Source organism: Massilia sp. Mn16-1_5, from assembly GCF_004798585.1.
In the GTDB taxonomy this organism is placed as follows: Bacteria; Pseudomonadota; Gammaproteobacteria; order Burkholderiales; family Burkholderiaceae_D; genus Telluria.
Window position 1 is genome coordinate 154,580 of the sequence record NZ_PPXQ01000007.1, and the last position, 20,425, is coordinate 175,004.

Annotated in this window: 14 protein-coding genes; 9 read left to right on the forward strand and 5 right to left on the reverse strand. The window is 65.9% G+C overall.

Annotation, left to right across the window (positions count from 1 at the left end; all coding sequences use genetic code 11):
- Together C2862_RS10360 and C2862_RS10365 are read left to right on the forward strand one after the other, a co-directional pair.
- Nucleotides 1-2,823, forward strand: coding sequence for an ATP-binding protein (locus C2862_RS10360; RefSeq protein ID WP_136220045.1), 2,823 nt, complete (start codon nucleotides 1-3; stop codon nucleotides 2,821-2,823).
- Between the two features lie 325 nt (nucleotides 2,824-3,148).
- The gene (locus C2862_RS10365; RefSeq protein ID WP_136220046.1) at nucleotides 3,149-4,321 is read left to right on the forward strand and encodes an ABC transporter substrate-binding protein; all 1,173 of its coding nucleotides are present in this window, start codon (nucleotides 3,149-3,151) and stop codon (nucleotides 4,319-4,321) included.
- Nucleotides 4,322-4,333: 12 nt separating this feature from the next.
- Here the strand turns inward: C2862_RS10365 and C2862_RS10370 are convergent, their stop codons facing one another.
- The gene (locus C2862_RS10370; RefSeq protein WP_136220047.1) at nucleotides 4,334-5,227 is read right to left on the reverse strand and encodes a LysR family transcriptional regulator; all 894 of its coding nucleotides are present in this window, start codon (nucleotides 5,225-5,227) and stop codon (nucleotides 4,334-4,336) included.
- A gap of 234 nt (nucleotides 5,228-5,461) precedes the next feature.
- On the opposite strand from C2862_RS10370, the gene C2862_RS10375 reads away from it, so the two are divergent.
- On the forward strand, nucleotides 5,462-6,799 hold the full coding sequence (locus C2862_RS10375; protein ID WP_136220048.1) for an RNA-guided endonuclease TnpB family protein: 1,338 nt from the start codon (nucleotides 5,462-5,464) through the stop codon (nucleotides 6,797-6,799).
- Between the two features lie 24 nt (nucleotides 6,800-6,823).
- Nucleotides 6,824-8,710 (forward strand): FAD-binding monooxygenase, encoded by a 1,887-nt coding sequence (locus C2862_RS10380; RefSeq protein ID WP_136220049.1) that lies wholly within the window; start codon nucleotides 6,824-6,826, stop codon nucleotides 8,708-8,710.
- 215 nt (nucleotides 8,711-8,925) lie between these two features.
- On the opposite strand, the gene C2862_RS10385 is transcribed toward C2862_RS10380, so the two are convergent.
- Nucleotides 8,926-9,438 carry a hypothetical protein gene (locus tag C2862_RS10385; RefSeq protein WP_136220050.1) on the reverse strand — a complete coding sequence of 171 codons (513 nt, stop codon included), beginning with the start codon at nucleotides 9,436-9,438 and terminating at the stop codon, nucleotides 8,926-8,928.
- Nucleotides 9,439-9,544: 106 nt separating this feature from the next.
- Between C2862_RS10385 and C2862_RS25225 the strand changes: the two genes are divergently transcribed.
- A complete protein-coding gene (locus tag C2862_RS25225) occupies nucleotides 9,545-9,715 on the forward strand; it encodes a hypothetical protein (RefSeq protein WP_168710037.1) in 171 nt (56 codons plus the stop codon).
- Nucleotides 9,716-9,760: 45 nt separating this feature from the next.
- Here C2862_RS25225 and C2862_RS10390 read toward each other — a convergent pair whose 3' ends face one another.
- Together C2862_RS10390 and C2862_RS10395 are read right to left on the reverse strand one after the other, a co-directional pair.
- Nucleotides 9,761-14,200 carry a translocation/assembly module TamB domain-containing protein gene (locus C2862_RS10390; protein ID WP_136220051.1) on the reverse strand — a complete coding sequence of 1,480 codons (4,440 nt, stop codon included), beginning with the start codon at nucleotides 14,198-14,200 and terminating at the stop codon, nucleotides 9,761-9,763.
- Entirely contained in the window at nucleotides 14,200-16,071 is a 1,872-nt protein-coding gene (locus C2862_RS10395) for an autotransporter assembly complex family protein (RefSeq protein WP_229467364.1), read from the reverse strand. The genes C2862_RS10390 and C2862_RS10395 overlap by 1 nt, the downstream gene beginning before the upstream one ends.
- A 163-nt stretch (nucleotides 16,072-16,234) precedes the next feature.
- On the opposite strand from C2862_RS10395, the gene queC reads away from it, so the two are divergent.
- The gene (queC, locus tag C2862_RS10400) at nucleotides 16,235-16,945 is read left to right on the forward strand and encodes a 7-cyano-7-deazaguanine synthase QueC (protein WP_136220053.1); all 711 of its coding nucleotides are present in this window, start codon (nucleotides 16,235-16,237) and stop codon (nucleotides 16,943-16,945) included.
- Here the strand turns inward: queC and C2862_RS10405 are convergent.
- Nucleotides 16,942-17,319: a hypothetical protein gene (locus tag C2862_RS10405; RefSeq protein WP_136220054.1), complete on the reverse strand. Its 378-nt coding sequence runs from the start codon at nucleotides 17,317-17,319 to the stop codon at nucleotides 16,942-16,944. The genes queC and C2862_RS10405 overlap by 4 nt on opposite strands.
- Nucleotides 17,320-17,527: 208 nt before the next feature.
- Between C2862_RS10405 and C2862_RS10410 the strand changes: the two genes are divergently transcribed.
- The 3 genes from C2862_RS10410 (at nucleotide 17,528) to C2862_RS10420 (ending at nucleotide 20,425) form a co-directional block, all read left to right on the forward strand.
- Nucleotides 17,528-17,749 (forward strand): hypothetical protein, encoded by a 222-nt coding sequence (locus C2862_RS10410; RefSeq protein WP_136220055.1) that lies wholly within the window; start codon nucleotides 17,528-17,530, stop codon nucleotides 17,747-17,749.
- 132 nt (nucleotides 17,750-17,881) lie between these two features.
- Nucleotides 17,882-18,382: a hypothetical protein gene (locus C2862_RS10415; protein ID WP_136220056.1), complete on the forward strand. Its 501-nt coding sequence runs from the start codon at nucleotides 17,882-17,884 to the stop codon at nucleotides 18,380-18,382.
- Between the two features lie 90 nt (nucleotides 18,383-18,472).
- Nucleotides 18,473-20,425 (forward strand): GAF domain-containing protein, encoded by a 1,953-nt coding sequence (locus C2862_RS10420; protein ID WP_136220057.1) that lies wholly within the window; start codon nucleotides 18,473-18,475, stop codon nucleotides 20,423-20,425.

Below are 20,425 nucleotides of genomic sequence, written 5' to 3' on the forward strand. Positions count from 1 at the left end.
ATGTTCCACATCAAATCACTCGAGCTGGTCCACTGGGATTACTGGCAGCGCATCAAGAACATCCCGCTCGACGCCAAGATCATCACCATCGCCGGCCAGAACGGCTCCGGCAAGACGACCCTGCTGGACGCGCTGCGCACCCTGTTCGGCCTCGACTGCTCGATGGGCCGCACCTATAAACACTATGCGCGCCACTCGGGCCAGCAGAGCGCCTGGATCCGCGCCGTGGTCGACAACAAGGCCGTCGGCCGCCAGCTGTCGAACCGTCCGTTCCGCCACTCCGGCTTTTTCGCCGACGACGAAGTCACGCTGTTCTGCCAGGTGCAGAAAAACGGCGGCGACTGGAAGCGCCAGTACCTGATGCGTCCGGGGAACGTCGACATCGAGGAAGTGACGGAAGCGACCGACTGGCTCGGCGTCGAAAACTACCGCAAGCGCCTGGCATCGGCCGGCCTGTCGCCGGCGATGTCGAAGGTGCTGGCCCTGGAGCAGGGCGAGACGGATAAGCTGTGCGAATACGCGCCGCGCCAGCTGCTCGACCTGGTGTTCCAGGTCTTCGGCGATAAAGAGGTGCTGGACGCCTACGACGAAGCCAAGCGCCACCAGCGCGACACCGAGACGGAACTGAAGCGCTTCGAGGCCGAACTGGAAACCTCGCGCATCAACCTCGAGGGCCTGCGCCTGCGCGTCGCCAACTACCACCAGTGGGAAGACCTGCACAAGGAGCGGCGCGACCTCAAGGAAGAAGTGCTGCCGAGCCTGGAATACCACGAGGCGCGCGAAAAAGCGGCGAACATCAGCCGCGCCCTGCACGAACAGCGTAAGCCCCTGGCGCAGGTCGACAGCGTCCTGAGCGAGAAGCGCCAGGCCTTGGCCGCGCAGCAGCGCGCGCTGACCGAAGCCCAGCAGCAGGAGACCCTGCTCGAGCAGGAAGGCACGGCGCTGGCCAGCCGCCTCACGCAGATCAACAGCCGCATCAAGCCGCTGGAAAACCTGATCGAGCAGAAGGAACGCCTGCAGAAGCTGGCGGCGGAAGCCGGCGCCGACATGGCGGAAGTGGCGACCCAGCTGGAAGAAAAGGAAGCGGAACTGGCGCGCCAGAAGGCCGCGCGCGAAGCGCTCGGCGCGAAGATCGCCGCCGAGCTGGCGACCATCTCGGCGCTGCAGGGCAAGAGCGCGATGCCGGAACCGGAAGCCCAGAGATTGATGCGCCGCGCCTTGCGCGACGAGGGTATTGCGCACGCCATGCTGTCGGACATCGTCGAAGTGACGGATCCGAAGTGGCAGGGCGCGGTCGAGGGCGTGCTGGGCGGCTATGCCTCGGTGGTGCTGCTCGAACGCGCCAAGGATGCGCCAGCGGCATACCGCCTGGCGGAGAAGGAGCGCTATCGCCACTTCATCGTCCCGGACTGCATCGAAGCGCCGAAGATGAAGGACGACAGCCTGCTGTCGGTGGTGAACTTCTCGGCCCCGGCGCCGGGCTGGCTGATCGACCAGCTGGCGCGCATCGACCGCGTCGATTCCGTCGATGCCGGTTTCAAATCGGGCAGCGACGAGTGGATCACGCCGGACGCCTACCACCGCGAACGCCGCGGCGGCCGCTCGCTGTTCGTCGAGCCTTCGCGCTACCGCTTCGGCGCCGCCGGCAAGACCCAGCGTCTTGAGGCGATCCAGAAGTCCCTGCCGGCGCTGGAAGCAAAGGAAGACGCGCTGACGCTCACCATCAGCAAGCTGGCCGCCGAAGTGGGCGGCCTGAAGGCGCGCATTGCCGGCGTCGACGCGGCGAAAGAGCTGGCGGCACGTCAGGCCGAGTTCGAGGAAGCGGCGCGTTCGATCGCGCCGATCCGCGCAGAGCGCCTGGAAGTGGGCGCCCGCCTGGGAGAATTGCAGACGCTGACCAAGAACGCGACCGTCGCGCGCACGCGCGCCGACACCGTCTGGCAGAACGCGCGCATGGCGCTGTCGGAAGCGGAAGCGGGCCTGCGCCTGAACAGCCGCCGCCAGATCGAGCAGCGCAGCGAGCATGCGAAAGCGCTGCTGGAACTGCGCCGCGGCTGGAAGAACATCCCGGCCGCCTGGAAGCGTGCGGCGCGCCGTGCGGCGCTGGTGTCCCAGCACCAGAACGCGCACCAGGTCAACCTGCGCATTTCCTCGCTCGAGCACGCCCTGGCGCGCGACGACTGGGAACTGGACGCCACCGTGATCGACCAGTACGCACGCCTGAACGACCAGCTGGCTGGCCGCCAGGTCGAGACGGAAGAGCGCCGCTACCAGAACAACCGCGCGATCGAAGCGACCAGCAATGCGCGCGGCGCCTACATCGAGCGCCTGCGCTACACCATTAAAACCTATTCGAAGAACATCAAGGAGCTGGGCGAGCTGGCCGGCATCGACGTGCAGGCCGACCCGGTACGCCTCGAAAACGACGACGTGCAACTGGCGCAGGCCGGCCTGCATGTGCGTTTCAAGTTCGACGGCAAGGACCAGATCGGCATGAACGACGGCGAAGCCTCGGGCGGCCAGCAGGTGATGAAGTCGCTGGTGCTGCTGATCGGGCTGCTGAAGTCGGAAGAGGGCTCGGGCGGCTTCGTGTTCATCGACGAACCCTTCGCGCACCTGGACATCCGCAACATCCAGCTGGTCGGCGAGTTCCTCAAGAACACCGACGCCCAGTACCTGATGACGACGCCGCTGACCCACAACACCGACGTGTACGACCCTTCGGAACTGACGCTCATCACGAGCAAGAAGAAGAAGGACACGCAGTGGGCGCAGCCGATCTTCGTGCTGCAGCGCCGGAAGGAAGAGGCGCAAGCCGCGTAAAGCAACGGGACCCGCGGGTCCCGTTGTTGTTTGCCCTGGCTCTAACTGGATTCATACGCTTGGTGGGCCCGGGGCGCCCGGTGAAACCGTGGGCGAGGCCATTGGCCTCGCCCACCCCTACGTCTGCTCGCGGTGTAGGGTGGGCGCCCCGAGCCCACCAGACGCAGTATACGTAGGGTGGAGTCCTGACTCCACGCGTCGCGGCTTTTTCATGGTCCCACCCTCACCATTATTCGAAAAGCTGATTGCGCCAATCAAATTTGGGCAAGTATGCAGTCTCCGCGAACTTGTGCACACTAGGTGCACAATATAAAAGGAGACAAACATGAAACACGCAGCGTCCAGGATCATCCTGGCAGCGGCCGCATTCGGCGTCACCATGCTCGCCCAAGCCGCGGACACGATCAAGGTCGGCCTGATCGCTCCCTTCTCCGGACCGTTTGCCGACTACGGCAAGCAGATGGAAGGCGGTATCAAGGCCTATATGGCCCAGCATGGCGCCACGGTCGCCGGCAAGAAGGTGCAGATTGTCATCCGCGACACCACCGGCCCTGCGCCCGAAATCGCCAAGCGCCTGGCCCAGGAACTGGTGGTGCGCGAGAAGGTCGATTTCCTGGCCGGCTTCGGCCTGACGCCCGAGGCGCTGGCCGTCGCGCCACTGGCCGAGCAGTCGAAGAAGCCGATGATCATCATGAACGCGGCCAGTTCCGTCATCACGACCAAGTCGAACTACATCGCCCGGGTGTCGATGACCCTGCCGCAAAGCTCCGCGCCGATGGCGACCTGGGCGCTGAAGAACAAGATCCGCAAGGTCGTCACCCTGGTCGCCGACTACGCGCCGGGCATCGATGCCGAAGCGGCTTTCAAGGAGACGCTCACCGCCGGCGGCGGCACCGTGCCCGAAACGATCCGCGTGCCCTTGAAAAATCCCGACTTCGCGCCCTACATCCAGCGCATCAAGGATGCCAAACCGGACGCGGTCTTCGTCTTCGTGCCGCCCGGCGAGCACACGATCGCCTTCATGAAGGGCTACCGCGAGCGCGGCCTGGCCGAAGCCGGCATCAAGGTGATCGGCACCGGCGACCTGACCGACGACCACCTGTTGCCGGCAATGGGCGACGCGACGCTGGGCGTGATCACCACTTTTCATTACTCGGTGGCGCACAAGTCGCCTGAAAACGCCGCCTTCCTCAAGAGTTTCGCCAGCGTGAATCCGGGCGCGGGCCGGCCCAACTTCATGGCCGTCGGCGGCTACGACGGCATGGCGGCGATCTATGAGGTGGCGCGCAAGCTCAAGGGCGACATCGACGGCGACAAGGCGATGGCGGTCCTGAAGGGCCTGAAGCTGACCAGCCCGCGCGGACCGATCATGCTCGACCCGGCCACGCGCGACGTGGTGCAGACGGAATACGTGCGCCGGGTCGAGAAGGTCAACGGCGAGCTGTACAACGTCGAATTCGACCAGTTCCCGAACCAGAAGGACCCGGGCAAGAAGTAATCCCCGGCGCTCTTAGCCGGCGAACAGCGCGGCCACCATTTGGCGCAACCAGCAGTTCGAGACGTCGGCATGATAGCGCTCGTGCCAGTGCTGCTTGACCTGGTAACTGGGCAGCTCCACCGGGATCGGCAGGAAGCGCACCGCTTCGCTGCCTGCCACCAGCCGTGCATAGCGCTCGGGGACGATGGCCAGCAGCTCGGTCTGGGCCACGATCGAGGCCACGCCCAGGAAGCTGGGCAGGTTCAGCACCACGTTGCGCTCGATCTCCTCGCGCGCCAGGATCTTGTCGACGATCGCGTGACCCGTGCCGGAAGTCCGCACGCGCACATGTCCTTCCTGGCGCAAAGCGTCGACCGTGAGCGTCTCGCCCACGCGCGGATGGGTTTTCGCGACCAGGCAGACGAAGTGCTGGTCGAACAGCTTTTGCTGGTAGAAGCCGGCTTCCAGGTGCGGCATGAAGCCGACGGCGAGATCGACGATGCCGTCGGCCAGTTCGCCTGGCGAGTCGGGCGAAATGCGCGAGATCTCGAGATGGATGCCGGGGGCGATGGCACGCAGGTGGTTGAGGATGCGCGGCAGCAGCACGATCTCGCTGATGTCGGTCATGCAGATGCGAAAGCGCCGCGTGCTGGCGGCGGGATCGAACACGGGCTGGTCGGCCAGCGCGTGCTGCAGGGCCGCGATCGCGCGGCGCACGTCCTCGATCGCGTTCTGCGCGCGCGGCGTGGGCACCATGCCCTTGGCGGTGCGGCTGAACAGCTGGTCCTTGAAATGCTCGCGCAGCTTGGCCAGGGCGAGGCTGACGCTCGACTGCGGCAGGCCGAGATTGTGCGCGGCCCGGGTCACGTTCCCCGTCTTGAAAATCTCGTCGAACACCAGCAGCAGTTCCAGGTCGAATCGCTTCATGGCCAGCCCAATATGTGGATTCCTGATTATAGCAATCAAGAACCATCCATTTTCAACATACTCCCTTTGCGTCACAGTAGCGGCATGACAGCAGCTATCAGGAGCTACACTCTAGTCTTGAGAATCATGGAGAAATGTGAGCAAGCATCCGCAAGGTGCGCACCAGCGGGAATGACTGAACCGGCCCGATACAGACCGGGTCCAACAGTTCATTGTCCGCAACGCTTTGTTGACATGCTGCTGGCCCACCGCATTCGGCTTGATCCGGCACCTGTGCAGCGTGATTATTTTGCACGCGCGGCAGGTACCGCACGGCGCGTCTGGAACTGGGCTCTGGCCGAGTGGCAGCGCCAGATGGTTGCTGGCCAGCGTCCCGACGCGATGGCGCTGAAAAAGCAGTTCAATGCCATCAAGTACGCCCACCCCGACTGGCTCAATGCCGACGGTCAGCCATGGCTGCGCAGCATCCACCGCGACGCCCATTCCCAACCATTCGCCAACCTTGCCAAGGCATGGGGCCGTTACTTCGCTGCGTTACGCGAGCACCGACCTGCCCACCGTCCCGTATTTAAAAAGAAAGGGCGCTGCCGCGACATCTTCTACGTCGCTAACGACAAATTGCGGCTGGTCGGGAAGTGCGTCGTGCTGCCCAAGGTCGGGCCGGTGCCGCTACGCGAATCGCTGCGCTGGCCCGGCAAGATCATGGGAGCCAGCGTCAGCCGGGAAGCGGATCATTGGTTCCTGGCGCTGCAGGTGGAGGTACCGGAGCAAGTAGCGCTCTTGCACCGAAGCGGCGATGGCGTAACAGGCGTCGATCTTGGCCTTAGCACTGCCGCTACCTTATCCAGCGGCGAGAAGATTGATGCCCCCCGTCCGTTGAAAGCAGCGCTGCGGCGCCTGCGCATCCGAAACCGCCGCCAGTCACGCAAGGTAAAAGCCGCCAAAGTAGCCTCCGGCATATCAGGTCGGATTCCAAAAGGTACCCGGCTGCCGGTATCGGCAAACCGGACCAAGGGCGCGCGTACGTTGGCTCGATTGCACGCGCGCATCGCCTGCGTGCGCAAGGATTTCATACACAAGCTTACGACCCGTCTCTGCCGCGAAAACCAATCGGTAGTGATCGAGGACTTGAACGTGAGCGGCATGCTGGCGAACGCCCGGCTGGCGCGTGCGATTGCCGATGTCGGCTTTTATGAATTTCGGCGTCAGCTCCAGTACAAGGCCACACGTTACGGTACGACGCTGGTGCTGGCCGACCGCTGGTACCCGTCGAGCAAGCTATGTTCGCGCTGCGGTATTCGCCATGGCGGCTTGATGCTGGGTGAGCGCACCTGGACCTGCGACCACTGCGGCGCGCAGCACGACCGCGACGTGAACGCGGCGATCAATTTACAACGGCTCGCAACCGGCGCCTTCGCGGCGCAGTCTGCGCTACCCGTGGCGAGCCTGGCGGCAACGCCGGGCACTGCCGCCGACATAGGGTCGGCGGGAGGCGGGAAAGTCACGCCTGTCAGGCACGAGCACGGTCAGCAGGACGGCTCGGGGCAGGAACAAAACGATGCTCATTTTTGAGCACATTTTTGAAAGCAGACCATCATGCAATTCCATCTCGACGGATTTCGCCCCGGCGACCCGCAGCTTCATCCCGTCTCGCCGCTGGCCCTGCCGCACCGTGATGCCCTACCGGCACAGGTCGACGTGCTCATCGTCGGCTGCGGCCCGGCCGGCCTGACGCTGGCGGCGCAGCTGGCCGCCTTCCCGGAGATTCGCACGGCGATCGTCGAGCAGAAGGCGGGACCGCTGGAGAAGGGGCAGGCCGACGGCATCGCCTGCCGCACGATGGAAATGTTCGAAGCCTTCGATTTCGCCGGCCGCGTGCTGCAGGAATCGTGCTGGATCAACGAGGTGACCTTCTGGAAGCCGGACGAGCAGAACCCGCGGAACATCACGCGCCATGGCCGCGTGCAGGATACCGAGGACGGCCTGTCCGAGTTTCCGCACGTGGTCCTGAACCAGGCGCGGGTCCACGATTTCTATCTCGAGACGATGCGTAATTCGCCCAGCCGATTGGCGCCGCATTATTCGCGCAAGCTCCTTAATGTGGAGGTGGACGAGGCGGCTGCCGACTATCCGGTGACGGTGAGCCTGGACCATGCGGGCCAGCGCGAGAGCGTGCGTGCGCGCTATGTGGTCGGCTGCGACGGCGCCCGCAGCGCCACGCGCGCCGCCATCGGGCGCGAGTTGAAAGGGGAAGCCGCGCACCAGGCCTGGGGCGTGATGGACGTGCTGGCGGTGACGGACTTCCCCGACATCCGCTACAAGGTCGCCATTCAGTCCGAAGCGGGCAGTATCCTCATCATTCCGCGCGAGGGCGGCTACCTCACGCGGCTTTACGTCGAGATGGACAAGCTGGGCGAGGACGAGCGGGTGGCGCAGCGCCAGATCACGGCCGAGCAGCTGATCGCGGCGGCGCAGCGCATCTTTTACCCCTACCAGCTGGATGTGAAGGAAGTGGCCTGGTGGTCGGTGTACGAGATCGGCCAGCGCATCTGCGACAAGTACGACGACGTGGCGGCAGGAGAGGAGGAAAGCAGGCCGCCGCGCGTCTTCATCGCCGGCGACGCCTGCCACACGCACAGCCCGAAGGCCGGGCAGGGCATGAACTGCTCGATGCAGGATGCCTTCAACCTGGGCTGGAAGCTGGCCGCCGTCCTGCGTGGGCAATGCCCGCCCGCGCTGCTGCACAGCTATAACGCCGAGCGCCAGGCGGTGGGCAAGCAGCTGATCGACTTCGACAGCGAATGGTCACGGATGATCAGCGAAAAGCCCGCCGACGGTCAGGGTGCCGGCCTGGACCCGAAGGAGTTCCAGCGTTATTTCGAGCAGCACCTGCGCTATACGGCAGGCGTGGGCACGCAATATCGTCCCTCGCTGCTCTGCGGCGACGACAGCCACCAGGGGCTGGCCAGCGGCTTCGCCGTCGGCACGCGTTTCCATTCGGCCGAGGTGCTGCGCATCAGCGATGCGAAAGTGGTCCAGCTGGGACATGCGGGCAAGGCCGACGGACGCTGGCGCCTGTATGCCTTCGCCGGAAGGGACGACGAAGGCGTGCGCGCACTGTGCCGCTTTCTCGAGGAGGCGCCCGATTCGCCGGTGCGCAGGTACACGGCCGCGGGCCAGGATCCGGACGCCGTGTTCGACCTGCGCGCCGTGTTCCAGCAAGCGCACGCCGAGCTGGAGACCGGCAGCATGCCGGCCCTGCTATGGCCGCGCAAGGGGCGCTACGGCCTGCACGACTACGAAAAGGTCTTCAGCGCGCGGCTCAAGCACGGCCCCGACATCTACGACCTGCGCGGCGTCGACCGGGATCAGGGGACGCTGGTGGTGGTGCGCCCCGACCAGTACGTGGCGCAGGTGTTGCCGCTCGATGCGCACCAGGCCCTGGCCGATTTCTTCGCGGGCTTCATGCTGCCCCGGGATTGAGGCGGAATCTATGCTGCCAGCCCTTGTGCCCACGCGTGATACGTACCGGCTCCAATGTCGCGCTCGACGATCTTGGGGGTACATATCACCGCGTGGGCTCGGAGAGCCGCCCTACGTTTCTGGATTCATACGCTTGGTGGGCCCGGGGCGCCCACCCTACACCGCAAGCAGACGTAGGGTGGGCGCCCCGGGCCCACCAAACGCATGCGAAGCGATTACGCCTTTTCGATCGCCTGGCGCAGGCGCCGCCGCCACAGCAGCAGCCCCACCGAATAGGCCGCAAAGTAGGCCGCGGTCAGCCCCACGCACAGCATGGTCAGCGGGCTGTCAGTAAAGCGCGGCGCCGGCACGTTGCCCTGCTGGCTCGCATAGATCTCGACTCCGAGGTAGAGCACGCGCGCGACCAGGACCATGGCCATCACGATCCCGAGGCGCATCGGCGGTGTGAAGAAGTAACCGCCTTCGGTATCTTCGTAGACCGTGCGCTTCAGGGCGAAGACGCCCCAGAACACACCGAGCGCCGTGCCGGCCGCCAGTGCCCCAAGCGCGTACGGCCGGTTGAAGACTTCCGACAGCGACACCAGGATCATCCCGGCGAACACCAGCACGCCCGTGTAGTGGCGCGAGACGATCGAGCGCTGGCGCGCCATCTGCGTTTTCAGGCGCGAATAGATGCGCCAGACGAGGATCGGCGTCAGCAGGAGCAGGGCGAGCGTGGTGATGGTCATCTAGCGTTCGGAAATACTGGTTGAGTCGAAGCCGGCATTGTAACCGGGCGTCGGACAGAAGCGCGTCATGGTAAGGTGACAACACCGTATTCAGGAGAGCCGAACCATGCTTGCAGCCATCCCCATCCCGGTGCGCCTGCACCGCGCACCCGATCCCGTGCCGGCCGACGAGCCGTTGCCGGAGCCTTTCGACGCCCCGCACCATCCGCACCACGCGCCGGCGCACACGCCGGCCAACGAGGAGCCGGTGCCGGACCCGAAACCGAGCCTGCATTGAAAGTAAAAGAGGTCCCCGCGGGGACCTCTTCTTTGTTACCGGAACCTAATCGAAGGCCCATGCATACAGCACATCGAGCGCCGTATTCGTCCCCGCCTGGAACTGCAGCGTGAACCTCGGCGTCAGTTTATAGCGCAGGCGCACCAGGCTCGACGCCGTCGTCGCGCCCTGCTCGAAGCTGATGTAGGCGCGCGAGGAAATCCGCTTGCCGACCGTGACCACCGTGTTGGCCAGCCCTTCGGCCTCGCCGTTGCGGCCCTGGCCGATGCCGAGTTCGTCCACGCCGAGCGAATTGGCCAGTTTCGATTGGATGCCGCCGGTGCCGCCTTTGCCGCCCAGCAGGGCGCCGGCCGCGGCGCTCAGCACGTCCTTCTCGTTGCCGCTGGTGCCCTCCATGCCGTGGCCGAGCACCAGCCAGGACAGCTTCTCGCTGTCGGGCACGTTCGGCGTCGACACCAGCTTCGCTTGCGGCGAACGCGCCGTGCCACGCACCTGCACGCCGGCTTCCACATTCGTCTCGCTCAGCTGCGTGCCCTCGGGCTGCTTGCGCAGCGCGAGCACGTCGAGGGCCGGGTTGTCGTAGGGGCCGCTGAAGGTGATCACGCCGCGCTCGATCGCCAGCTTCTGGCCATAGGCCGCGTAGTTGCCGCTGGCGACGCGGATGGTGCCGTTCACGCGCGGCGCGCCGCTGCCCGTCATGCGCACGCGGGCGCTGCCTTCCAGCATGGCGTCGATGCCGAGGCCGCGCAGGTGGAAGTTGTCGCCCAGGTCGGCGCGCAGGTCCACGACCAGCGGCACTTCGGCTTCCTTCTTCTGCGGCGGCATCGGCTTGCCGCGGCCGAGCACGATGACGTCGTCGGAGATCGTCGGCCGGCCCTGGGGCGCGAACTCGATCAGCGCGCGGTCGACGTTGACGCGGCCTTCCAGCGAGAAGCGGGTCGCATCGCGCACCAGCGCCGCATTACCCGAGAGGATCACGGTGCGGTCCGGACGCGACAGCGCTTCCAGTTTGTCCGCCACCAGGTTCAGCTGCATCGCCGGGTCGCCCGCGCCGAAGCGGATCGAGCCGTCGGCGGTGGCGCTGCCCTGCAGGCCCTGCAGATAAAGCCGTTGCAGCACCAGGCGGTCACCCGCGAGCTGGGCGCGCAGCTGGCCGTTCTGCAGGCGCACGCCCTGTTCCGGCCAGCGCACCGACAGGCCGTCGCCGTTGACGGTGCCGTTCAGGACCGGAGTGCCGATGGTGCCGGCGCCGGTCACGGCGAGTTTCAGGCTGCCGTCCAGGTCGAGGTCGCGCTGGCCGGCGAAGGGCGCGAGCCAGGCGATCGAGGCCATGTCGGCATTCGCCGTCATGCGCAGCGGGCTGTCGCGGTCGATGCGGCCTTTGAGCATCTGCACCGTGCCATCCACGCGCGCGGTGCCGGTGCGGCTGCCGTCGATGGTCAGCTGGGTGCGCAGCGAGCTGCCCTGCACGTCGGCGCGCGCATCGAAGGTGCGCAGGCCGAGCGCGACCGGGGTGCCGGAGCCGACCAGGGCATCGCCGCCTTCGCGGAACACGTGCACGCTGCCGGCCAGGCTTGGGACGCCGCCGGTGCTTGTGGCGGTGCGCAGGTCGAGCGCCCAGTCGGCGCCGAGCGTCAGGTTGCCCTGCACGTTTTCGCGCAGCGCTTCGGAGAACTGGCCGAGGTAGTTCAAGGGCACGCCGGCCGCCGCGCCGCGGCTGTTCCAGCGCGCGCCGGTCTTGGTCAGCTGGTCGATCCGGACCGTCCCCGCCGGCAGACGGATCACGGCGCCATTAAACGCCAGCGATTCCGGTTTGGCTAGGCCCGCCACGCCGGCGCTAGGCGCCACGCCGATACGCAGCGGGACCGGTTGCGCCAGGGTCATCGCATAGCGGCCCTTGTTCTGCAGGGAGGCCAGCGTGCCGGCCCAGGCGTTGCCGCTCCAGCCGCCGCGTACTTCGGTGGAGGCATCGAAATCGTCGCCGCGGGCGGCGGCGCGCAGGGTGTGCGCGGCGCGCGTGCCGTTGGTCTGCAGGCTGGCGGCGGCAATGCGCGTCTCGCCGCTGGTCAATTCCACAACCTGGATATCGCTGACCAGGGGATCGGCGCCGCCGCGGCCCGCGCCGAGATTGGCGCTGGCGCGCAGCGACTTCAGGCTGTGCTTGCCGAGCAGGCGCAGGTTCTGGCCTTCGAGATTCGCGGTGAGCGAAGGCGTGTCCATCGTGCCGCTGACCGTACCGGCGCCGCGCAGCAGGCCAGCGTAGTCGGGACCGAGCGCGCCCAGCTGGGGCGCGTCGATGCGCCAGTCGAGACGGTCGCCGCCGGCGCCGAAGCTGCCTTTCGCCGCGATCACGTTGGCGCCCACGTGCAGGTCGACGTCCGCGCCCGACACGTGGCGTTTATCCGCCGCCAGGCGCGCATAGCCCCACAGCGGCGACTTTGCCAGCGTCGATTCTTCCAGCTTCAGGTTCAGGGCCCCGCGCCAGTCGGCGCCGGAGCGGCCGCTGGCGTCAAAAGCGCCGTTGATCGAACCGGGCAGCGGGCTGCCGAATGCGGCTGGATTGAAGCGCGCCATGTTGCCGCTGCCCTTGGCCTCGACGAAGCGCGCACCTTCGGCGCCGGCCAGCCAGGCTTCGCCGCTGACATGCAGGTTGCTGGTGTTGGCCTTGCGCTGGGCGGCGACCCAGCCCAGGCCGTTGGCGTCGGCCACGAAGGTCGTGCGCGGATTGGCCATGGTGCCGGTGACGACACCGTTGGCATTCACCGCGCCGTACAGGTCGGCGCGCAGGGTGGCCAGGTTGCGGCCTTCCACGCGCCAGGCCAGGCGTTCGCCCGGCGCGCCGAAGGCGCCGTTCAGGTTGACCGTGTTCTGGCCCAGGGCCAGGTTGGCGTCGACGCCGCTGACGTGCTTGGCGTCGGCCGTGAGCTTGCCTTTACCCGACAGCGGCTGGTCGAACAGCCGGCTCGGACGCAGCGCGAAATCGGTATTGACCTTCCACGTTGGTGCCAGCACGCCACTGGCATTGACCACGGCATTGATGTCGGCTTGCGGATAGTCGCCCAGCGCGGCCGGATTGAAGCGGCTGGCGCTGGCGTTGACCTTGAAGGCTTTGTCCTCGCCCAGCTTCATGTTGCCGCTCAGGGCGACGCTGCCGCTGCCGGCCAGCAGGCGCGCTTCGGAGACATCCACCACGTTGTTCTCGAGCTTCGCCTTGGCCGTCAGGCGCAGGCCGCTCTCGACCAGGCGCACGTCGAGCGACTGTACCTGATCGACATTCGCCACCGCGATGTCGCCGGCGATCTTCGTCGGCTTCATGCTGCCATGGATGCCCTTCAAATCGAAGCGGTCGGTGTGCAGGGCGAAATTGGCGGTGCCGAGACCCTCGGTGTCTTCGCCGCGCTGCACGCTGCCGCTGCCGGTAAACCGGCCGGCGGCGCCGAAGTCGAGCAGCACGTCGGCCAGGCGCATCGATTCCAGGTTGCCGCCCAGCTGGCCGCGGAAAGCGCGCAGCGGCAGGCGTTGCTGGTCGATCGTGCCTTCCGGCCCCTCGTTGACCAGGTTGACACTGCCGGCGATGGCGCGCTTGTCGTCGAGCTTGGCCGCGATCGTCAGGCTCAGGTCGGCCGTCGGCAGCGAAGGATTGAAGAAGCCCGGATCGATGTTGTGCGCCTTGAGGTCCATCGTGCGCAGCGGGATCTCGGCAAACGGGGATAAGGTCAGGCGCGCATCGCCGCCGGCGCGGCCGGCATTGCCGGTGGCGTCCAGGGTCGTCAGATTCAGGTCGCCGCCGGCGCGCAGTTTCAGCGCCGCCGGCGTGGCGCCGGGGCCGACTGTCGCTTGCGACAGGCTGGCATTCGCGTCCAGTTTAAAAGGCTTCGTCGCCGCGATCTTGCCGTCGGCCGCCACCTTGCCCCACGGGGTAGTGGCCACCGCATCGCTCAGCTGCCACTGTACCTTGTCGCCATGCAGGCGCATGCGCACGTCGGTAATCACGGTGCTGGCGCCCTTGTTCACGAAGGTCGCTTTCGCCAGGCGCGCATCGTCGAGCGCGATCCGGAAAGGGGCGGCGAGCGAGTTCGGCATCGTGGCCGGTTCGTCGGTTTCCTTCAGGGTCTCCATGCGCAGGTCGGCCGCATGCAGCTTGTTGATCTCGATGCCTTTCGAGAGCAGCTGGCGCGGCGACCAGGACAGGTCGATGTTGGTGACGGTGGCCAGCTGGGTCTCGGTGCGCCAGACGATGCGGTCGATGTGCATGTCGCCGTAGATCGAGCCGCGCACACCGGTCATCGTCAGCTTGCCGTCGGTCGCGCGTGCAGCGCGTTCGGCGATCATCTGCAGCGTCGTTTCGCGGCCCAGGTACCAGAGGGCGCCGCCGACGACGACGCCGGTCGCCACGAGGCCGATGGCGACGCGGCGCGGCCAGCGCCTGGTTTTCGGCGCCGGCGCCTTGGCCGGCGGGGGAGGGGTGGTGTTGTGGTCGTCCATCAGAACGTGAATCCAAGTGAGAAGTGCAGGCGCGCCTTGCGCACCGCCTGGCCGTAGGCGATATCGACGTTGATCGGGCCGACCGGGCTGCGCCAGCGCGCGCCGACGCCGTAGCCGTATTCGGGTTTCAAGTCCTTGAACTTGTCGGCGGCATTACCGGCGTCGACGAAGAAGGCCACGCCCCATGGTGGACGGAACCAGTACTGGTATTCGGCGCCGCCGGTGAGCAGGTAGCGTCCGCCGACGATGGCGTCGCCTTCGCGCACGCCCAGCTGCTGGTAGCCGTAGCCGCGCACCGACTGGTCACCGCCGGCACGGAACAGGAAGGTGCTCGGCACGCCGATCTTGTCCTTCGAGAACACGGCGCCGGCTTCGCCCTTCAGGATCAGGGTGCCGCTGGTGCCGACCGGCTTGTAGTACACGCCGCGCGTATAGGCGCGGATGAATTTTTCGTCGGTGAAGATCGGCAGCGGCGCAATGCCCAGCTGCCAGTTGAGCGCATAGCCGCGCGTCGGCTGCAGCAGGTTGTCGAGTTTGCGGCGCGTGACGCTGTAGGTGACGGGGATGCTCTTGCTGTATTCGGTGTCGATGCCCGCGCTTTCGACCTCGCGCTTTTCGGCGAGCAGCTCGATGCTGAGGCTGCGTTCGAGTTCCGGCGTGCCCCAGGCGCGCCGTCCGCTGACGCTGGCGGTGGTCGTGATCTCGCCACGGACGTCGGTGCGCTCGAAACCGCCGCCGACGCTGTCGTTGTAGCCGTCGGGCGTGGTGGGCCAGTAGAAATCGGCGCGCGCCAGCTGGTGCTTCTGTTCGTAGACCAGGTCGCTCTTCATGCGCTTGCCAAACACGTTCAGGTCGTCGTAGCCGAGCGAAGCGCGCCCGCCCGTGTTGGTCGAAAAGCCGAGACCGACCTCGATGTTCTTCTGCTTGTTCTCGGTGACGCGCACCAGCACCGGCAGCATGGTCGGGCCGGCCGCGGTGGGCGGCTTGACGCCGGTCGTGGCTTGGCCGGGCACGGCTTCCTGGCCGGTAGCGGCAGCCTGCGCGGCCGGGGTGGGCGCATTGCCCTCGTCGTCTTCCTTCAACTCCTGGATCTCGGCGTTGAGCACGGCGCGCATGTCGGCGCTCACCTCGACGGTGGCGAAGTAGCCCGTCTCCTGCAGGCGCGCCTGTAAAGCCTGCAGCGCGGCTTCGCTGTAGATGTCGCCCGGCTTGATCTTGTTCAGGTTGGTGATGACCTCGCGCGGATAGCGCTTCAGGCCGCGAATGCGCAGCTCGCCGAAGCGCATTTCCGGACCGCTGTCGATCACCACGCGCAGCGAGGCTTGATAGGCATCCGGGTCGACGGTGGCGCTGGTCTCGACCAGCTGGGCACGCGGGAAGCGCGACTGCATCACTTCGCGTAATAAATCGCGCTTGGCCGCTTCCCAGTCGGCCTGGACGAAACGGGCGCCAACCGGCAGCGACCAGCGGTTGCGCAGGGCTCCGGCGTCATAGGGCGCGCCGCCCTGGTCGAAGGACACGAAGCCCTGCAGCACCAGGTCGATGTCGCTGACCAGCACCGGCTGGCCGGGATCGACGACGATGCGCGCCACCGGCGTGCCGCCACTGGTGTCGAGGCCGGCGCTGATCTTGGGCGAATAATAGCCTTCGGTGGCGACCAGGGTTCTCGCTTCCTCGGGCGCGGCCTTGACCAGGCGCTGCAATTGTTCGAGGTCGACGCGCGGATTGCCGCGCCAGCGCAGCAGGTCGAGGTTATCCTCGAGCAGGTCGTCGAGTTTGCCGGGTGCGTCGATGCGCACGGTGTAATTAATGCCTTGTGCCTGTTGGGCATACGCGGCTTGCGCGCCCAGTACGGCATACGCGGACAGCATGATTTGTGCCAAAATCCGTGATTGCCTTGGCCCCGCCTGTGCGGTCCGGTGGGATGTTGCGGGAACCATGTGTCTCCGTCTCAGTATTCAGTATCAATGCTGAGCGCATCTTAGCGGAATTGCAAAATTGACGGCGAACGATTAACTACCAAAAATACGACACATGCACGCTCCCGATACCGCGCTCGTTCTCTTCAGTGGAGGACAGGATTCGACCACCTGCCTGGCCTGGGCCCTGCAGCGTTATCCACGGGTTGAAACCATTGGTTTCGATTATGGCCAGCGCCATGCGATCGAGCTGGAGGTGCGGCCGACCGTGCTCGCCAAATTGCGCGAACTGTCGCCCGAGTGGAATGCGCGCCTGGGCGAGGACCACATGATCGATCTGTCGCTGATCTCGCGGATTTCCGATACTGCGCTGACCAGCAATGTTGCCATCGAAATGCAGGCCAACGGCTTGCCGAATACCTTCGTGCCCGGCCGCAATCTGCTGTTCATGACGGTGGCAGCGACGGTGGCTTACCGGCGCGGCCTGACGGTGCTGGTGGGCGGCATGTGCGAGACCGATTTCTCCGGCTATCCGGATTGCCGTGACGACACGATGAAGGCGCTGCAGGTAGCCCTGAACCTGGGCATGGCGACGAGATTGAAAGTCGAGACGCCGCTGATGTGGATCGACAAGAAGCAGACCTGGGAGCTGGCCGAGCAGGCCGGCGGGCAGCCGCTGGTGGACCTGGTGCGCTTCGAGACCCACACCTGCTATCTCGGCGAGCGCGGCGCCCGCCACGACTGGGGTTATGGCTGCGGCACTTGCCCGGCTTGCGAACTGCGGGCCAGGGGCTATGCGCAGTTCGCGGCGGAAAAGACTGCTTAAACTGCGACCTTCGCCACGGCGCGGTTGCGGCGTGCCCGGCTGACCAGGTACCAGATCAGGGCCAGCGGCAGCAGCAGCGGCAGCAGGAAGGGCACGATCGCAGCCGCCACGGCCAGGCCGGCAATCGCCAGTGCGCCGATCACGACGATGCCGACGCCGGCGAACACCACCGCCAGCACCGCGCCCACGACCAGTGCCACGAACAGGCCGATCAGCGTGCCGCCGCCCGCGAACAGGATGCCGAGCGCGGCGCCGAGCGGACCGCCGACTTCCTCTCCATCGATGTGGAAGGTCGCGTCGCCGAAGGTGAACAGCAGGTCCCACAGCAGCAGCGCGCACAGGAACAGGACGAGATAGGGGACGATCTTTTTCATGGCGTTTTCCTCGAAGGAGTGGAGATGCGTGGAGTGGGATTGGCTTTACTGTAGGCATGAACGAGGTCGCGGGCGAGCCGTCTGCGACGAGCGGCATTTTCGGCGGGCCGGAGCGCAGCCAGGGCCGACGAATGCAGATGTTTTCCGACCTTGCAATGCGCGGATCGCCGCCTATACTGACAGCCTGCTCTGTTGTAGGAGGGACCCCATGCCTGTCGTCAGTTCAACGATGAAGGCGCACCGCAGCGCGCCGCCGCCAGCCTGGCTGGGTGGAGGACCGAAGGGGCCGCCGTCGGCTCCGCCTACCATCCCGCCCATCATCATCAACCCATTCAATCGGGAAGCGCCGAAAGAGCGCATCATCGACCCGTTCCGCACGCCACCGCCACCGCCGGTGCGTCCGCCCGGCCTGCCCGGCATGCGCATGTAGCCTCCGCGCAGTGCGGGAAACATTTGTGCAAATGAATAGGCGGATTCTTGTCCGTTTGCTATCGCATCGCCTCTCTTGTTCCTCTAAAATCTTACCTTTGGGCGATAGCCTCATAGAAGGAACAAGCGAGCGATGAACGACGACGTAACCGACCTGGAATCGGGCGACAACGATGCCCCGGTGCAGGAAGCGCGCCTGTGGCAAGGCAATGGCTGGACCGCACGCGTGATCAAGAACGAAGATGACGAGGGCTGGGCCGTCGCGATGTACAAGGATGGCGAACCGGAGCCGGCGCTGGTCGGTCCGTGGACCATGGGCCGCGACAAGAAGAACCCGAAGCCGCTCGACGTCAACGCCTTCAATACGCTGATCAAGACGGCGTCGGAAGTCATCCGCCGCCACGAGCAGCACCTGCATGCGATGCTGCATAAAAGCACGGTGGTGTGGTGGGAAGGCAGCGAGCTGAAGGTCACGCTCGACATCAAGCCGGACGACGACGATCCATACGCCTTGCTGACCGCCATCGACGAGATGGGCGAGCAGCTGGCGCAGGTGCGCGTGGCCGCGAGTTTCAAGCTGACGCCGGCCTCGGCGCAGAGCTGGATCGAGAACGGCTATAAAGCGCCGCGGTAACCCCGGCACCACACTTTCACGCACGGCGCGTGCGTTCCGGCGCGCCCGCTGCTAATATTTCCCTTGAGAATTAATTCTTCAAGGGAATCCATGGATCGTCTAGCCCGACTGGAAGCGGTGCAGTCGATGTTGCTCGAAATCGGGCAGACCTCGACCAGCTGCAGCGACATCACCGAATTCATCCGCGCCGTGCACCGCGCGCTGGGCCGCATCATGTATGCGGCCAACTTTTATGTGGCCCTGTCCGACCGCGACGAGGGCACCGTGCGCTTCGTCTACTTCGTCGACGAATCCGACGAAGGCCCGCCGCTGAATCAGCCCGTCAAGCTCGCTTCGCCCGACGAATCGCCCACCGCCTGGGTCATCCTGAACCGCCAGACCCTGGTCGTGACCGCGGAAGACTTCAAGGCGCGCGAGGCGGACGGCTCGAACTTCGGCGCCGGCAGCGCGGCCGAGCACTGGATGGGCTGCCCGCTGCTCGACCAGCAGCACCTGCCGCTGGGCGCGATCGTGATCCAGAGCTACAGCCCTGAAAACACGTATAGCGACGAAGACCAGGCCCTGTTCGGCGTGATCGCGAACCACGTCTCGGTCGCGCTGCAAAGCCTGCAGAGCATGGACCGCCTCGAGCGCGCCGTGCAGGAACGGACCGCGCGCCTGGCCCATGAAGTGGCCGAACGGCGCCGTGCCGAGCAGGTGCAACATGCGCTGTACCAGATCGCCACCCTGTCCGCCAGCGCGGCCGACAAGGCGGTGCTCACCACCAGCCTGCACCGCATCATCGGCGAGCTGATGGTTGCCGAGAACTTCCTGATCGGCTTGTATCACCCGGAAACGGAAGAAATCAGCATCCCGTACTTTGTCGACCAGAAGGACGCCACTGCCCCGGTCACGCGCTTCCCTTACGGCAAAGCCATGTGTTCCTATGTGCTCGCCTCGAAGCAGGCGCAGTTGCACGACGCCGGCAGCTTCGCGCGCCTGGTCGCGAGCGGGCAGGTCAAGGAGCCCTACGGCAACGTCGACATCGCGAGCTGGATGGGCGCGCCGATGCTGGTGCACGACAAGCCCTATGGTGTACTGGTCGTGCAAAGCTACGATCCGAGCGTCATCTATACCAAGGCCGACCTCGACCTGCTCGCCTTCATGGCCAGTCACGTCGCCGTCGCCCTGGCGCGCATGCAGGCCGACCACCGCCTGCGCCAGACCAAGGAGCGGCTGGAAGAGCAGAATGCCGCGTTGAACACGGCGCTGACGCAACTCCAGCAAGCCCAGGGGGAGCTGGTGCGCCAGGAAAAGCTGGCCTCGCTCGGCCGCCTGGTAGCCGGCGTCGCGCACGAGATCAACACCCCTTTGGGCATCTGCGTGACGGCAACGAGCCACCTGGTAGAAGAGTTGCGCCTGACGCGCGAGGAACTCGGCGCCGGCGAGATGACGGAAGACAGCCTGAACGGCTTCCTCGACATCGTCGACCAGTCGCTGCGCATCATGACCACCAACACCCAGCGCGCCGCGGCGCTGGTGCGCAGCTTTAAACAGGTGGCGGTGGACCAGTCCTCGGACGACATCCGCAGTTTTAATCTGCGTAATTACCTGAACGAAGTGCTGCTTTCTCTGCAGCCGAAGCTGAAGGGCCGGCCGGTGAAGGTCGAGGTCGCGTGCCCGGCCGATGTGGTGCTGGAAAGCTACCCGGGCGCCGTCTCGCAGATCGTCACCAACATGCTGATGAATTCGCTGGTGCACGGTTTCGAGCACGACGAGAAGGGCGCGATCGCGATCCGGGTCTCGGTGGAGAACGAGGTCGTCTCGCTGAGCTATGCCGACGACGGCGCCGGCATGGACCAGGACACGCTGGATAAACTGTTCGATCCCTTCTTCACGACCAAGCGCGGCAATGGCGGCAGCGGGCTCGGTGCGCACATCTTGTACAACCTGGTGACGGGGGCGCTGGGCGGCAGCGTGCATGCGCACAGCGCGCCGGGGGAGGGTTTAAGGTATGAGCTGAGTTTCCCGCGCAGCCGGCGGGAGCAAAAACTCGCAGCGTGA